Here is a 15,482-nt window from a genome sequence, read left to right on the forward strand (position 1 = left end):
ACGTAATCATTCTTAAATTTCACAACTCATACCAAAGGTACGTTTCACAATATTCAATCGCGTTTCTATCACGTCATAATCACGCTCTTTTAAAGGGGAAAAACCTATAAGTAACAGGGCTTCACGTGTCTCTTCATCAAGGGAAACCATTGCATCAACAACAGCCATATGAAGTTGATCAATCTCTTTTCGAGAACGTCGTGCCGTGATAAAAGGGAGCGTTGGCGTTGGTTCGCTTGTGGCTATAACTTTTAGTTTTTGTGCCGCGGGTTCATGACGCAAAGCCAGTTCCCAACTGAGCGCATCAATCGATGCAAAGTCTGCACGGCCTGCTGCCACGGTCTGAATAGATGCCCGATGACTACCACTTTCGAAAGAAGATCGAAAATCCTTGGTATTTCCGATGTGGCTTAAAGTAAATAAAAGGGCCGCATAACCAGATTGAGATCTTTTATCATTATAGGTAAAGGTCAACCCTTTTAAGTCATCCAATGTATCTATCGACGTATCTTGATGAACAACAATGACGCTAAAATAAGAACCTGCCCCGCAGTTTATGCCATAAGCAGGTGTTCCCACTAAAGACACCTTGTCTTTCAGTACCGTTTTAAAAGGCAAACCACAGGTTTGGGATAGAAGCAAATTATCACCTAACCACTGATCCATAGTCGCAATTGTCCTATTCAGAGCTGTGGGAGCAATAAATCCTTGATCAGCAAGGCTTGTACGAAGCTCTTTAAAAAATCGATCATTATAAATTTGAACTTCTGGCCAGTCATACATGGGAAGAGAGACAATGGCTTCACTCATCTCATCAACCTTGATTTGCGTTTACTGTTTTAGAAGCTGATTTCGCTTTTCCAGCATTTGGCCTTTTTGGTGTGAAAGGATATGCCACAGGTTCTTTTTGTGAAAAGGTAAAAAGCTTAAATATTTCGGCGTAGTTTTTGAAGCTGTAACCTTTGTTCATTTCCAAAAAGCGCTGTCGATTTTTTTGAAAAATATCTGGTAATTTATACCAGGCAACAGTTGGATAAGCATGATGAACAACATGCAAGTTGTTGTTCAAAAACAGAAAGCTGAAAAAACCTTTATCTTCAACAATAACTGTTCTGGCCCGCATAGACTCATGAGCCTGGTGTTCTAAAAACGTACGAACCATCAACAGAGAATAGGCAAAATAGCCGCAGATAAGATAAGCCCAGACAGGCATATCGCTTACAACATAAATAAAGGTGATAACCAATCCAGACATCACAAAATGCATCAACCAAATTAAAATGGTCTTCTGCTCACCATTCTTATACTCGTATAAGGCGAAACCAATAACACTTAGGGTTGGCCCAATAAGCATCCGGCCAAACAATGAGTTATTAAAATTGAAAATCGTTTTTACCCACTCAGGACGCTTTTCCCAGATTTCCAATTCCTGATAGCCACTTTCGGGATCTTCGTAAGGGTCGCTTATACTAGCATTTTGATGGTGCTTGATATGGGTTTCTTTAAACCGGAGATAAGGAACCAAAAGCCCAATCGGCATTATAACGATTGCATCGTTTAACTTTTCTGACACAAAGGGATGACCATGAATACATTCATGCTGGAGAGAGGAATGCAAAGTAATCAGAGGAATAATGATAAGTATTTGTATACTTAACGGTACACCAAAAGGATTGAGAAGCATTAATCCCCAAAAAAAATAGCAACATATAATTAGTAATACTGTCCGCCACTCAGCACTGTCACGTAGCCACACTTCAAAACCTCCGTTATTTAACTTAATAACGATGCGGCAGAAAAAGACTATCGACAATAATACAATTCAACCATTATAATAATAATTAGATGATAATCGTTCATTTTGTAACTAAAAATGGATAATGATGTGAACTCACAACAATCTAATTTAAATAGTTCTGACAAACGGGATGTAGCCCATATTTTTCGTGAACGAATGGCACTACTAATTTCGCAGAGCGGCAACAATCTAAGTCAGTTCTCCAAATCAATTGGTATAGACCGTTCCGCCTTGAGCCAGTTTCTGGCGCCAGATTCAACCAGGCTTCCAAGAGCAGAGACTTTGTGTGCGATTTCAAGAGCCTGTGGGGTTTCTTTAGACTGGCTTATGGGCTTGATTGCAAATGATGGACACAGTGACGATATCGTCCCGTCCATCGAAATCATGCAAATGAATGAAGAAGAAGCAACGCGTAAGCTGGAAGAATGGCACAGGGAAGCCATTGGTTACAAAATCAGGTACGTCCCCAATACACTACCAGATACCATGAGGATCGACGAAGTCAGCAAATTTGAATTTAAGTATAATCATCTTTTTATTCGTAAGGCCCAGGATCAACAAGCAAAGCAACACCTTATTAAAACTGCGAAGCCAGACACAGATATGGAAGTCTGTATGCCTTTACAAACCCTGGAGTTATTCGCGAAAGGGGAAGGTGTGTGGAATGAACTGTCAATAGATGTGCGAAGAAAACAATTGGAACACATGTTGAAACTTGTTGGCGAATTTTACCCAACTTTCCGCTTGTTTTTCTTTGATCAACAAGCGGTTTATTCCGCCCCCTACACTCTCTTCGGGCCTTTGCGCGCGGCAGTTTATCTGGGAAATATGTATCTGCTGGTAAACTCTGTGGATCACATCAAAGCGCTGACTCAACACTTCGATAGATTAATTCGCCTAGCTACAATTGGACCCGACAAAGCGGAAGAGCAAATTAAAAAATTTATTAACGAAATAAAATAACGTTATCCCTTTATTCAAATAGCGACACTTGCTAGAGTCGCTATCAAGCAACAAAATGTCGCTCAAAGTCACGACCTTGAGTGCCATACGGTTAAGAAAAATAGTAGGGAGATAAAAGCGTTCAAAAAACAACAATCTAATGCAGCAATAACAATGAGCAGAATAACAATAAAACGCTCCATGCCTGCTTGGATGTAATTGGCGTGCATATTGTAGCTGATCATCATAAATTCGCACTATTGATGTTTATGCACAAAAACACGATGATTTATATGTTTTTTGATCGCAACGGTTTGACAAAAAAAACGATACAATAAACACTTAAGAAAATAACAACAAAAACAAACAGATAAAAATACGCAACCGGGAGGCACTATTAAATGAAATTCTTTAGACGTAATGGCAAGCCAATGCCATCTCATACAGTCAAAATGGCCGAAGAAGCAAAATCCGGCACTATGGACCGCCGAGAGTTCCTTGCTATTGCCAGCGTTTTTGGCGCAACGGCTGCTACCGCGTACGGTATGCTTGGTATGGTCGCACCATCCAAGGCAATTGCTGCTGAAGGTAAAAAAGGTGGTATCCTGAAAGTATCAACCAGTGTACGTGAGCTCAAAGACCCGCGCACATTTGACTGGTCTGAAATGGGTAACCTCGCGCGCCAATTCTTAGAACCGCTTGTCCGTTATAACCGCGACTTTACTTTCGAAGGGCGTCTTCTTGAAGGCTGGGAAATCAACGATGATGCGACTGTATATAACCTGAAAGTCCGTAAGGGTGTTAAGTGGAATAATGGTGATGATTTCAATGCCGACGATGTGATATTTAATATGACGCGCTGGTGTGACAAGGCTGTAGAAGGTAACTCTATGGCTGGTCGAATGGCGACCCTTATCGACGAAAAAACAGGCAAAGCCATCGAAGGCGCGATTGAAAAGGTAGATGACCACACCGTACGATTAAACTTGCCTAAATCCGACATCACTATCATTCCGGGAATGAGCGATTATCCGGCCCTTATCGTACACCGTGATTACGAAAAAATGGGTAGCGATCTACCATCTAATCCAATTGGTACAGGCCCGTTTGAACTGGAATCATACGAAGTTGGCACTTCTGCGTCCGTTAAACGCCGCACGAATGGCAAATGGTGGGACGGCGACGTTTATCTGGATGGTGTCGAGTTTATTGATTACGGAACGGATCCTTCTGCCGAAGTTGCTGCGTTTGAATCTGGTGAAATCCATACAAACTACCAAACAACCGCTGACTTTATCGAAATTATGGATAGCCTTGGCCTAACCAGATCAGAAGTTGTCACATCAGCAACTGTTGTTCTTAGAACCAATGCAACCCACAAACCATATGATGATCAGCGTGTTCGTAAAGCCTTGCAGATGGCTGTGGATAACGAGACGGTTCTTCAACTTGGATATGGCGGCGCAGGTACTGTTGCCGAAAACCACCATGTGGCGCCTCTTCATCCTGAATATTATGAACTTCCAAAACAAGAACGGGATATTGAAGGCGCTCAGAAGTTAATGGCAGAAGCTGGTCAGAGTGAATACGAGCACGAACTCATCTCAATTGATGATGATTACCGCAAAAATACTGCCGATGCAGTTGCGGCTCAAATTCGTGAAGCAGGATTCAAAGTAAAACGTACTGTCTTGCCGGGATCAACTTTCTGGAACGACTGGACCAAGTATCCTTTCTCTATCACCAACTGGAATATGCGCCCTCTGGGTGTACAAATTTTAGCACTTGCTTACAGATCAGGTGAAGCCTGGAATGAAACTGCGCACAGCAACCCTGATTTTGATGCAAAGATGAAACAGGCTCTTGCAATCGCAGATGCTGATAAACGTCGGGAAATCATGAAAGATCTGGAACAAATTCTACAAGATTCCGGACATATCATTCAGCCATACTGGCGTTACCTGTTTAACCATTCAACACATAACGTTCGTAATCACGGTATGCACCCGCTTTTCGAATTTCATTTCGAAAAGGTTTGGCTCGACGACGCCTAGTTGTTTTGTTGGAACAATCACAGGAGTTTCATGACCGAAACTCCTGTGATTTACCCAAAAACACTGGGATTTAGCGTCAGACCAACGGGGCCAATATGTTCACATTTTTCTTAAAACGCTTGGGCGTCATGGCTTTGACCATGTTATGCTTGACGATTGTTGTTTTTTCACTGGTCAATCTGGATCCAAACCTTCGAAAGCTTTCTATTTCGCAAACAAATATGAGAGCAACAGATGTTGAGATTGAATCCTGGCTGGTTAATAACGGTTACAGAGATCCCTTTCTTGAACGTTATGGATCTTGGCTAGGGCTCTGGCCCAGACAACCTAATATTGATCAAAAAACAGGCGAAGCCGTCTCACGTTTTAAGTATTGTGACGACCCGACAGTTCCTACCTTTTCCGGAGTTTTCCAAGGCGATTTTGGGTGCTCAACCAAATTTAAGAAAAAAGTCGCAGATAAACTGGTCCCTGCCCTGCAATCAACAGGTTGGTTAATGTTTTGGGTCATGGCTGTCATGATCCCTTCTGCTTTGCTGATAGGTATTCTTGCCGGTATGCGCGAAGGTTCGCGCACGGACCGTAGCTTGTCCATTGTGTCCATTACATCCACGGCAACACCTGAATACGTGTCAGGCATATTTTTCACTGTAATTTTTGCTTCCTGGCTTGGGTGGTTAAACGGCTCCGCCGCAACAGCAACTTCCAAAGGCATTACTTTTTACAACTTTGCCCTTCCCGTAATGACGATGGCCATTTACGGCATGGGTTATATCGCCCGCATGACACGTGCCTCTATGGTAGAGGTTATGACGGCACAGTATATCCGGACTGCTCGCCTCAAAGGTATGGGCTTTTACGCCGTCATCATCAAACACGCCCTGCGCAATGCACTTATCGCACCCTTTACCGTTATCATGCTTCAATTTCCATGGCTGCTGACTGGTGTTGTGATTGTTGAGATCATGTTCAGGTATCAGGGTTTTGGTTTTACTCTCGTTCAAGCGGCCGGTAATAACGATATCGATCTCTTGTTGGCCTGTTCACTTGTTTCTGTGGTTGTCGTGCTGGTTACCCAGCTCATATCAGATGTAGGCTACGCCTATCTCAACCCTCGAATTCGTGTGAAATAAGGGGGCTGACATGGAATTCTTATCAACATTCGACATTATTACGACAACACTCATCCAGTTATGGCCAACATGGCTTGCGCTTATCATATTGGTCGCTGCAAGTTTTGCCTTTCAAAATCAACTCGGTCTATACGGCAGGTTATTTGACAGTGGGGTTGGTATCGTCGGCGTTCTCATCGTCGCGTTTTGGATTTTCACGGCGATCTTTGCGAATATCATTGCCCCCTTTGATCCGCTTGAACAAATTGTGGTCATGAAAAACAAACTCCCCGGTGCGATAGAACCGGGAAGTGGGGAAGCCTTTCTGTTTGGCGGAGACAAGCTTGCACGAGATGTATTCAGTCGTGTTGTTTATGGCAGCCAGATTGTTTTAATTATCGCCCCTGCCGCAACAATTTTTGCTTTGATGGTTGGCATTTCCCTCGGACTACCTGCGGGATATTACGGCGGAAAGACAGATACGGTTCTGTCATTTCTTGCAAATCTGGTTCTGGCTTTCCCTGTTATATTGCTCTTCTATCTTTTGGTTACACCGGGAATTACAGAGACACCAATTCCTTACGCTATGGCAGGGTTGTTCTTTCTTTTTCCCATCGTCTTTTTTGTGGCCCTGTTCTATTCACGGTACAAAAAAAGAACCGAAGTTTTATGGATACAGTTGGCGATCACCCTGATCCTCGGTGGCTGGATCTATGCCGGACTTGTTTTTAATGCTGATCCACTTGGCATCATTTCCATTGATCCGAACGAGCTTAATATTTTTGTCGCTGTGGTCTTCGCAACCAGTCCGGCTGTATTCCGAATAGTTCGTGGTTTGGTCATGGATATCAAAACCCGAGACTATATCGCAGCGGCACAAACAAGGGGTGAAACACCATGGTATATAATGCTTTGGGAAATCCTCCCCAATGCCAGAGGGCCTTTGATTGTTGATGCCTGTTTACGTATTGGTTACACGACCATTCTCCTCGGCACCCTAGGCTATTTCGGATTGGGTATGGCGCCTGAGAGTCCCGATTGGGGCACAGCGATTAAAGAAGGCTCGCGCCTGCTTCGCCTTTATGTACACCCTGCACTCTTTCCTGCTGCGGCTCTGATGTCGTTTGTTCTTGGCTTGAACCTATTGGCTGATTCACTCCGTGAAGAGTCCCTGAAAGACTAAAGGAAGGATTAAGGGAGATGACAATGACTGAAGACACACCAATTCTTGAAATTAAGAACCTTTCTATATCCTTCTTTGTCCGTACGGGTGAAATTCCAGCGGTTATGGATTTCTCTTGCAAGGTAATGCCCGGCGAAGCCATGGGACTGGTGGGTGAATCAGGCTGTGGAAAATCTACTGTCGCCTTGGGGATCATGCGGGATCTTTCCAATATCGGTAAGATTACTGAAGGTACGATTAAATTCATGGGCAAGGACATGGGTGAAATGTCCGAGGCTGAATTGCAAGACATTCGTGGATCAAAGATCTCGATGGTTTATCAAGAGCCAATGGCCAGCCTTAACCCCGCCATGAAAATCGGAAAACAGCTTATGGAAGTTCCGATTATTCATGAAAAGGTTTCAAAGGATGCTGCCTACGCACGATCATTGGAAATGCTGGAAGCTGTCAAACTACCTGATCCGGAACGCATGATGCGCTCTTACCCGCATCAGTTATCTGGTGGGCAACAACAACGTATTGTCATTGCAATGGCCTTGCTTTCAAAACCAAAGTTACTTCTTCTTGATGAACCAACAACAGCTTTGGATGTCACCGTAGAAGCAGGTATCATTGATTTGGTTAAAGATCTGGGAAAACGGTTTGGAACCTCCATTCTCTTTATATCTCATAATCTGGGACTGATTTTGGAGACTTGTGACCGCATCACAATTATGTATTCAGGTGAGGCCGTCGAAAGCGGCACCGTAAACGATGTCTTTGATCGTATGCAGCACCCCTATACCCAAGGACTTTTCCGATCAATTCCTCTGCCTGGTGCAGATAAAAACACCCACCCTCTTGTGGCTATTCCCGGGCAATTACCACTACCGAATCAACGTCCGCACGGCTGTAATTTCGGGCCTCGCTGCCATCACTATGTCGAAGAGGTATGTAATGCGGGCCACATAAATATGATGCCCGTGGCCAATGAAGAAGGGCATACAAGCCGCTGTTTACGGTTTGAGGAAATCGACTGGAAAGCATTACCGGAAAACTCACAACAACATGAAGCGATTCAACCCGGCCGTGAAGTCCTTAAAGTTGAGAACCTGAAAAAATACTACCATGTAGCCGCAAATGCTATATTCGGTGGATCTGATACACGTACAGTCAAAGCCAACGAAACCTTGTCTTTTACAGCTAGAGAGTCCGAAACAACAGCCATCGTTGGAGAATCAGGTTGTGGTAAATCAACTCTTGCGAAAGTTCTATTAGGGCTGGAAACAGCGACAGACGGAACCGTCACGATTGATGGCCTGAATATAGAAGCAGTTGAAGTTGATAATCGTACGCCAGAAACCATTGCTTCCCTTCAAATGGTTTTCCAAAACCCGTTCGATACCCTGAACCCAAGCCATTCAATCGGATCACAAATTATCCGGACCCTTGAAAAATTTAACATCGGCGCCAATCAGAAAGAACGCGAAAGCCGTATGCTCGAGCTACTTGATCTGGTCAAGCTACCCAGAGCATTTGCGTCGCGTATGCCGCGACAACTTTCCGGCGGGCAAAAACAGCGTATCGGCGTTGCACGCTGTTTTGCCGGGCATCCCAAAATAGTTGTTGCAGATGAGCCTGTCTCTGCACTGGATGTTTCTGTTCAAGCTGCTGTTACAGAACTTCTTATGGATATCCAACGAGAAGCAAAAACAACGATGTTATTTATTTCGCATGATCTCTCTGTTGTGCGATACATAGCAGACCGTGTGATCGTTATGTATCTGGGTCATATCGTCGAACAAGGAACGACAGATCAAATCTTTGCGCCGCCTTATCATCCCTATACCGAAGCCCTTCTCTCGGCTATTCCGATTGCGGATACATCAGTTGAGAAAAAACACATCGTACTTGATGGAGACATTCCTTCGGCGATGAGGCCGCCTTCTGGCTGCCCATTCCATACCCGGTGCCCACATGTTTCCGAAGTTCCGGGCGATCTCTGCGCCAAAGAAGTGCCCGAAATCAAAAATCTGAGCGACGGACATCAAATAAAATGTCATCTCGCTAATGATATTCTCGAACGCATGGAACCAGTCATCAGTTTTGACAAAAGGGAAAAAGACCATACGGCAGCCTAACGCGTTTCAGAAAAGTGAGAGCCGTACTGAGGGCGATAGAGGATTATTACCTGACAAAGGTTCATTTGTATTCTTGTTGCTTCCAAATTATTCCTTGCTTGCCCTCAGTTCAGCCGTAGAGGTTCTGCGCGCAGCCAACAGACTATCCAGATCAGAAATATATTCATGGCAACTCGTCTCTGCTGATGGCGGGTTATATCCGTCATCAGGGGGGCTGGCCCTACCAACAAAAACACTTGATAGGCCAATAACTGATGTAACACATCTCGTGATTTGCGGTGGGGATGGCTCAGACAGCCTTAGGGATAACAAAACACTTTCTTTTGTTAGAGAGCACGCAAGGCACGCAAAGTTATCCGGCGCTATATCCGATGGCTCTTATCTCGCAGCTCGTGCCGGGTTGTTTAACGGATATAAATCAACAATCCACTGGCAGTGTTATGATGGCTATGTCGAGCAAAACCCGGATCTAGATATTACACGCCAAATTTATGAGATCGATAGAGACCGTTTTTCCTGTGCAGGTGGAAATGCAGCTTTTGATTTGTTTCTTCAACTTGTTGAACGGGACTATGGTCGCCACTTAAGTTTGGAAATTGCCGAAAATTTTGTTCATAGCGATATCCGGCCACAGGTAAGCCCTCAGCGCCTTAATCCGTCCTTCAAATTCGCAGCTTCAAGCCCGCGACTAAGTGGTGTAATCCAACATATGGAACAAAACCTTGAAGATCCCTTATCCTTACCAGAGCTTGCTAAACTTGTTGGCATTACGGCCCGACAAATGAATCGTATTTTCCAGCAATATGTGGGAGAAAGCCCCAGCAAATTTTATATAGGCCTTCGAGTAAGGCGCGCAGCTTACCTTTTACGGCAAACCACCCTTTCGATCAGTGAAATTGCAGTTGCGTGTGGATTTTCATCATCATCTCACTTGGCAAAACATTTCCAGAAAATATGGAGGATGTCTCCGCGGGAGTATCGAATATTTTAGATTTTTCTGAATTTCATTGACCAAATTGTGCTTATAAACGTCTTAAATGTTGTTTTCTGATTACCTATTCTCCCTAAACTGAGAGAGAATTTTATATAAGCGCTCTCTAACAAAGGTCTGGGATCAATGGCTTTTCCAACAAAGGCAAAATACATCATTATCGGAGCTGGCATTCATGGGTTGTCAACGGCATGGCATCTGGCCGAAAAGCTGGAAGCAAAAGGGCAAGGTAACGGGAAAGACATCCTCGTTATAGATAAAGAAGGCATTGCATCCGGCGCCAGTGGTATTGCATGTGGCGTTGTTAGGAATAATTATTTTCAGCCCGCCATGCGCGAATTGATGGCGCATTCTGTCGATGTTTGGGAAAATGATCAGGAATCTTTCAGTTATAACCCCGTCGGCTATTTACAAATAAGCCCAGATTCAATGCATGAAGATTGTGCTAATATTCATCGCCAGCAAACAGAGATCGGTTATTCATCTGATTTCATAGAAGGCAGTGATAAGTGCATGTCTTATATGAAAAATATTTTCAATGATTGGCAGGCAAAAGGCATCACAAACATCCTTCACGAAAAGCGCGGAGGATATGCAAACAATACCAAAGCGATCTATGGATTGGCTAAAAAAGCCGAAGATAACGGCGTTCGTATTTTATCAGGCGTTGAGGTCAAAGGTTTTAGCTTTGCTAATGGATCTTCCGCTGTCACAGCCGTTGAAACCAACAAAGGTAACATTGAATGTGATCATGTCATTGTAGGTGTTGGCCCTTGGGTAAAAACCATCTGGGACATGCTTGAACTTCCCAAGTCTGTCGATATAAAGGGTAGAGACGGTCAAATCCACCCCGACATTCCCATGTGGCGATACTGGGCATTAGAAGAAGGTGTTCTTGATGTAGAACCCGGTTTCTTAATGGATAACAACGGCAATATGCCCCCTGTTATTCATGTAGATACGGATGAACCTCTCTATTCCGACGTCGATGGCTCTCTGATTACCGATGAAATGTGGGGGATTTACTATAAGCCTGATTTCCATTTCAACGGCGTGCAAGGTGGCGCTATGCCCTACAAGATAGATAAAGCCGCCGACGACGTGAATATTGACCCCTATGGGCCAAAATCACCAGAGTTCATTGTCAACGATCACTTTGCTCATATGTGGACGTCTGCCCTCGCCTTTTGTCAGAAACGTTTCGAAGGACAAATCATCAAATATAGAAATGAACCTTCAGGTGGCCTCGGTTGCTTTACACCGGACAGCTTCCCCGTCTTTGATCATTTCAGAGAGAATGTGACAATTATTGCTGACTCAAATCACGGTTATAAGATGATCGGCGTCGGAGCCCTGATCGCTCAAGAAGTCTTGGGCGAGAAATCTGCACTCTTGGAACCTTTCCGCTTTAATCGTTATGCAGAAGGTAAATTGCATCCGGTAAGTAATAGCCCCTTCCCCTGGAGCTGATTCCTCTGGAGTTGATTCCTCTGGAGTTGATTATAGACAAATAAAGAGAACTCATTCTGGAGTTCTCTTTATTTTTTGAAATCTTCTTATAAGAGACCTCAGCAAAACTCTATAGCGATTACGTTCATTATAAAACTATGAGTTAATTTGCATAATTTTTGCCCGTTGGCTCCCATTTGTTCTCTTTTTGATCTTGATATGTTTGCGTGAATTAATTCGTGCCAAATACTATTTCGGTTTTTTCTCAGTGTGGATCGTTTTGCTGAGGTCTCTTTAACTTATAACGGCATCCATTTTGTGAAATTGGATGTTTTAAGAAATTCAATAAATCTGTTATTGAAGCATCATCTCGTTTCAAATCGCCAACAGATTTTACAATTCCCTCTATTGTACTTTGATGCAACGATCCTTCGCACAGACTGTGAAATTTACGGAGGATATGATCATCTGTTAACGGATTTTCCGGATCACCGTTCGGGCAAGTTGCAGGTGTCTTCAAAACCTCACCATTATTGAGTGTTATCGTAACATCGGCCCAACGCTCGCCCGGAAATTTTGCATTATATTTTTCTCCTTCATTCAAAGAGATTTTTTCACTTAAGGCCAAGATTAAAGGATCTCTCAAAGAGTTTGGCGACACCTCATTTGCCCCTAAGGTGCCACGGACAATTAATGCAGCAACTGGAAATGCAATTGCATATTGTGCTTCTTCTGTTGTTGTCGGGGCGTACCCACCAAGACAAATACCTTCATGAAATGTTCGAATTTCTATCGCTTGAATTTCATGATGATTTATTAATTGCTGTTCCATTAAATCTGACACAGCCTGTATGGCTGGTTGCGCCCATCGACAAACAGGATATGGTTTGAAATATTGCGCCAAAAACTCCCACCTTTCATAAAGATCGTCCCAATAAGAGATGACATCTTCATGTTCGAGGGTAATGGCCGGAGCACCGGTAAAACCTGACCTGGCAAGATATGCTGCACTTACCCCTGTCATTGCCCCCCATCCAGAACCATCCTTAAGCATCGTCGGATGATCAATACAACGCATCATCTGGCTTCTGGGACCATGGTATTCTGCAATTCCCAATGCATGCCGGGTTTGTTCTTTATTCAGCTTAAGCAGACGCGCGCCCATAGCGGCTGCTCCAATAGCATTCCACGCACCTGATGTATGATAATCACAAGCCGTGGAATGTAATGCTATACCAGCACGCAAACTGACTTCATACCCAATGACCAAGGTCGTTATAAACTCTTTGCCGCTTATCGTACTTTGTGCTTCTGACTGACTATAAACAAAAGCCAATAAGGCAGGTAAAATGGCTGCTCCAGCATGTCCTTTTGTTAAACGATGGCCATCGTGCGCATCAAAGGCATCAATAGTCATCCCCATGGCAAGTGCACTTCCAGCCGGACTGGCGATTTGCCCCGTAAAAGGAATGGGGGCAATCTCTTGACCAGCTCCAAAAAGAGAAACCGCATGTTCAGTAATGATCTGAGAAAGTTCCGTTTGCCTGCCAGCCACAGCAACACCCAGTAGATCAAGACAGCAGCGTTCAGCCATTTTAACGACATCAGAGGATAAATCATCAAACGTTGTGTCATGGATAAATGATAAGATTGCGCCTTGAGAAGACATGGAACTTCACCCTGTTGTTTTATTGTTTAAGGATGCGATTAAATTCACGAACAAAGTGATGTGGATTCAGATCTCGTAATGTTGGTAAAAGATATCGTGCTTTTTTCACCTGCGCATAATCCGCTTCGGCAGAGATTAAACACTCTCCCTCTTCGGCTTGAGAAATAACAAGACCTTGGGGAGAGACAATTGAACTTCCCCCCCAAAAACTCACATCATTCTGGGGCCCGATCCAGTTACTCATCAGGATATAACTGCCAAAGGTAAGTGTTGTATTCCCAATATTTTGTTTCCAGCCTTTTGGATTAGAAAAATTTCCGCCTACCGCCTCTGAAGCCGAGGCAATAGGTGCTATAAGAATATTCGAACCACGAAGCGCGGAAAGACTAAGAAGCAATGGATTCCAGTGATCTGCGCAAATCAGTGCGCCAGCACACCAGGGATCTTCTTCATCGACAGGCACAAAGCTGTTTACCTCTTCCCCTGCAGTAAAATGTTTTCCCTCTTCCAATAGTCCATAAGTTGCTAGATTAATCTTCCTGTGCACATTCAGGATTCTTCCATCCCGAACCGTCATTGCCGAGTTATAGAAAAGCGCACTATCCCCTTCTTCAACGAACCCGAAAGTGACTGTTATACCTATGGCCTTATCAGCAATTTGAGAAATAATATCATCATTAATCCGAAGAGCAATTTCCGGAATAGGCTGATTAAAAGAATACCCTGTAAGTGAGAGCTCTGGAAAGACAAGGATATCTGTACCAAGTTCTCTTGCTTGATTGATAAACTTGATATGTCGCAACAGACCATCCTGAAACGAAGTCGAGCCCGCTGTTAACTGCGCCACAGCAAGGATTAATTTGTTTGTCATCTACCCGCCTTCTTACATCATAACCTTGTACATTTTATAGAACTTATAATGTGCTGATGCCTCAAAGCGACCAAGATATGATCCCAAGCGGCCTCTTAAAATATATCTGGAATAAAGTCAGTTTTTCTTTGCTGTCGCATTTTATTACGTCACTATTACATTATTGAAGTATGATATTGTTGAATAATTATACAAACGATCAGGATCAAAGAATTCATTCCATAGGGCACGAATGACAGAGTATCATAATCAAATTCGTTTTGAAGAAGATGAAGAGCAGAAAATGACAATTGCGTTTCTTCTTGTTCCTGATTTTTCCATGATGTGTTTTTCCAGCCTGGTAGAACCCCTACGCGCCTTGAACAGACTGGTAGGACACGAATATTTCAAATGGGTATTTCTTTCACAGGATGGTGCACCGGTTTTTGCCAGTAATGGTGCGTCACTCAATGTTCATTATCCAATGGATCAGCTGACGAGTTGTGACGCTATTTGTGTCTGCACCGGGATAGATGTCGGTCACCATGTCAATGATGCAATCCTCGGTTGGTTGAGACAGGAAGCCCGTAAAGGCAGGATAATGGGGGCAATATCAACTGGCACCTATTTTCTGGCTAAAGCGGGGTTGTTGGAAGGAACAAAATGCACTCTACATTGGGAAAATCAGGATAGTTTTCGTGAACTTTTTCCAACTCTGGAAGTTACCGATCGTCTCTATGAAGTCAGTGAAAGGCATTTTAGCTGTGCTGGTGGTACCGCAGCATTTGATCTGGCTCTATCATGGATTTGCAGTAAATTTGGCAACAGTGCAAAAACGGCCGTAGCAGATCAATTCCTGCATGGAACGGGCAGATCCCCAGAAGAACCACAAAGAAACGATTGGGTTGAACGCTATGGCATCCACAACCCCAAACTGCTCGACGTTATTCGTTTGATGGAAGACAACCTTGAAGAACCAATGTCCCGTCAAGAGCTTGCAGATACAGCCAATGTATCTGTACGTCAGCTGGAAAGACTCTTTGGGAAATATTTACAGAGTTCTCCCTCCTTATTTTACCTTCAACTCCGATTGGAACGTGCGAGCTATTTTCTTAGGCAGACGGCAATGCCCGTTTCTGAAATTGCAGTCGCTTGTGGTTTTATTTCCTTTTCACACTTTTCACGCAGTTATCGAAAACAATTTGGTTGTTCGCCAAGCGAAGAAAGAGTGCCCGAGCACGAACGTACTAACGTAAAAACAATCGATACTTTATAGAAAAATACCCTTCAAAGACCTGACGCGATAAGACAAAT

At 43.7% G+C, this 15,482-nt stretch carries 12 protein-coding genes; 8 read left to right on the forward strand and 4 right to left on the reverse strand.

Going from position 1 to position 15,482, the window contains the following annotated elements:
- Positions 1-12 precede the first annotated feature (12 nt).
- A complete protein-coding gene (locus tag D9A03_RS01965) occupies positions 13-810 on the reverse strand; it encodes a phosphate/phosphite/phosphonate ABC transporter substrate-binding protein (RefSeq protein ID WP_120495555.1) in 798 nt (265 codons plus the stop codon).
- Positions 811-814: 4 nt separating this feature from the next.
- Positions 815-1,756, reverse strand: a complete 942-nt coding sequence (locus D9A03_RS01970; RefSeq protein ID WP_162937925.1) for a fatty acid desaturase — start codon at positions 1,754-1,756, stop codon at positions 815-817.
- 117 nt (positions 1,757-1,873) lie between these two features.
- Between D9A03_RS01970 and D9A03_RS01975 the strand changes: the two genes are divergently transcribed.
- The 7 genes from D9A03_RS01975 (at position 1,874) to D9A03_RS02005 (ending at position 11,670) form a co-directional block, all read left to right on the forward strand.
- Positions 1,874-2,761: a helix-turn-helix transcriptional regulator gene (locus D9A03_RS01975; RefSeq protein ID WP_120495557.1), complete on the forward strand. Its 888-nt coding sequence runs from the start codon at positions 1,874-1,876 to the stop codon at positions 2,759-2,761.
- Positions 2,762-3,141: 380 nt separating this feature from the next.
- Positions 3,142-4,794, forward strand: coding sequence for an ABC transporter substrate-binding protein (locus D9A03_RS01980; protein ID WP_120495558.1), 1,653 nt, complete (start codon positions 3,142-3,144; stop codon positions 4,792-4,794).
- Positions 4,795-4,889: 95 nt separating this feature from the next.
- Positions 4,890-5,927, forward strand: a complete 1,038-nt coding sequence (locus D9A03_RS01985; protein ID WP_120495559.1) for an ABC transporter permease — start codon at positions 4,890-4,892, stop codon at positions 5,925-5,927.
- Positions 5,928-5,937: 10 nt separating this feature from the next.
- Entirely contained in the window at positions 5,938-7,089 is a 1,152-nt protein-coding gene (locus D9A03_RS01990; RefSeq protein WP_120495560.1) for an ABC transporter permease, read from the forward strand.
- A 23-nt stretch (positions 7,090-7,112) separates the two neighbouring features.
- A complete protein-coding gene (locus D9A03_RS01995; RefSeq protein WP_216825356.1) occupies positions 7,113-9,209 on the forward strand; it encodes an ABC transporter ATP-binding protein in 2,097 nt (698 codons plus the stop codon).
- Positions 9,210-9,282: 73 nt separating this feature from the next.
- The gene (locus tag D9A03_RS02000; RefSeq protein ID WP_162937926.1) at positions 9,283-10,200 is read left to right on the forward strand and encodes a GlxA family transcriptional regulator; all 918 of its coding nucleotides are present in this window, start codon (positions 9,283-9,285) and stop codon (positions 10,198-10,200) included.
- Between the two features lie 126 nt (positions 10,201-10,326).
- Positions 10,327-11,670, forward strand: coding sequence for an FAD-binding oxidoreductase (locus tag D9A03_RS02005; protein WP_120495563.1), 1,344 nt, complete (start codon positions 10,327-10,329; stop codon positions 11,668-11,670).
- Between the two features lie 244 nt (positions 11,671-11,914).
- Here D9A03_RS02005 and D9A03_RS02010 read toward each other — a convergent pair whose 3' ends face one another.
- Together D9A03_RS02010 and D9A03_RS02015 are read right to left on the reverse strand one after the other, a co-directional pair.
- Complete coding sequence (locus tag D9A03_RS02010; RefSeq protein ID WP_120495564.1) at positions 11,915-13,318, reverse strand: MmgE/PrpD family protein; 1,404 nt, start codon at positions 13,316-13,318, stop codon at positions 11,915-11,917.
- Between the two features lie 19 nt (positions 13,319-13,337).
- Positions 13,338-14,189, reverse strand: coding sequence for a nitrilase-related carbon-nitrogen hydrolase (locus tag D9A03_RS02015; protein ID WP_120495565.1), 852 nt, complete (start codon positions 14,187-14,189; stop codon positions 13,338-13,340).
- A 232-nt stretch (positions 14,190-14,421) separates the two neighbouring features.
- On the opposite strand from D9A03_RS02015, the gene D9A03_RS02020 reads away from it, so the two are divergent.
- The gene (locus tag D9A03_RS02020; RefSeq protein WP_120495566.1) at positions 14,422-15,444 is read left to right on the forward strand and encodes a GlxA family transcriptional regulator; all 1,023 of its coding nucleotides are present in this window, start codon (positions 14,422-14,424) and stop codon (positions 15,442-15,444) included.
- The last annotated feature ends 38 nt before the right edge of the window (positions 15,445-15,482 follow it).

Origin of the sequence: Kiloniella sp. EL199 (assembly GCF_900313065.1) — a bacterium.
Lineage (GTDB): Bacteria > Pseudomonadota > Alphaproteobacteria > Kiloniellales > Kiloniellaceae > Kiloniella.

Bases quoted from the DNA above. Each gene is read 5' to 3' on its own strand.
- D9A03_RS01975 (WP_120495557.1), top strand. From the start codon at position 1,874: ATGGATAATGATGTGAACTCACAACAATCTAATTTAAATAGTTCTGAC.
- D9A03_RS02015 (WP_120495565.1), bottom strand. From the start codon at position 14,189: ATGACAAACAAATTAATCCTTGCTGTGGCGCAGTTAACAGCGGGCTCG.
- D9A03_RS01980 (WP_120495558.1), top strand. From the start codon at position 3,142: ATGAAATTCTTTAGACGTAATGGCAAGCCAATGCCATCTCATACAGTC.
- D9A03_RS01965 (WP_120495555.1), bottom strand. From the start codon at position 810: ATGAGTGAAGCCATTGTCTCTCTTCCCATGTATGACTGGCCAGAAGTT.
- D9A03_RS02020 (WP_120495566.1), top strand. From the start codon at position 14,422: ATGACAGAGTATCATAATCAAATTCGTTTTGAAGAAGATGAAGAGCAG.
- D9A03_RS01995 (WP_216825356.1), top strand. From the start codon at position 7,113: ATGACTGAAGACACACCAATTCTTGAAATTAAGAACCTTTCTATATCC.
- D9A03_RS01990 (WP_120495560.1), top strand. From the start codon at position 5,938: ATGGAATTCTTATCAACATTCGACATTATTACGACAACACTCATCCAG.
- D9A03_RS01985 (WP_120495559.1), top strand. From the start codon at position 4,890: ATGTTCACATTTTTCTTAAAACGCTTGGGCGTCATGGCTTTGACCATG.
- D9A03_RS02005 (WP_120495563.1), top strand. From the start codon at position 10,327: ATGGCTTTTCCAACAAAGGCAAAATACATCATTATCGGAGCTGGCATT.
- D9A03_RS02010 (WP_120495564.1), bottom strand. From the start codon at position 13,318: ATGTCTTCTCAAGGCGCAATCTTATCATTTATCCATGACACAACGTTT.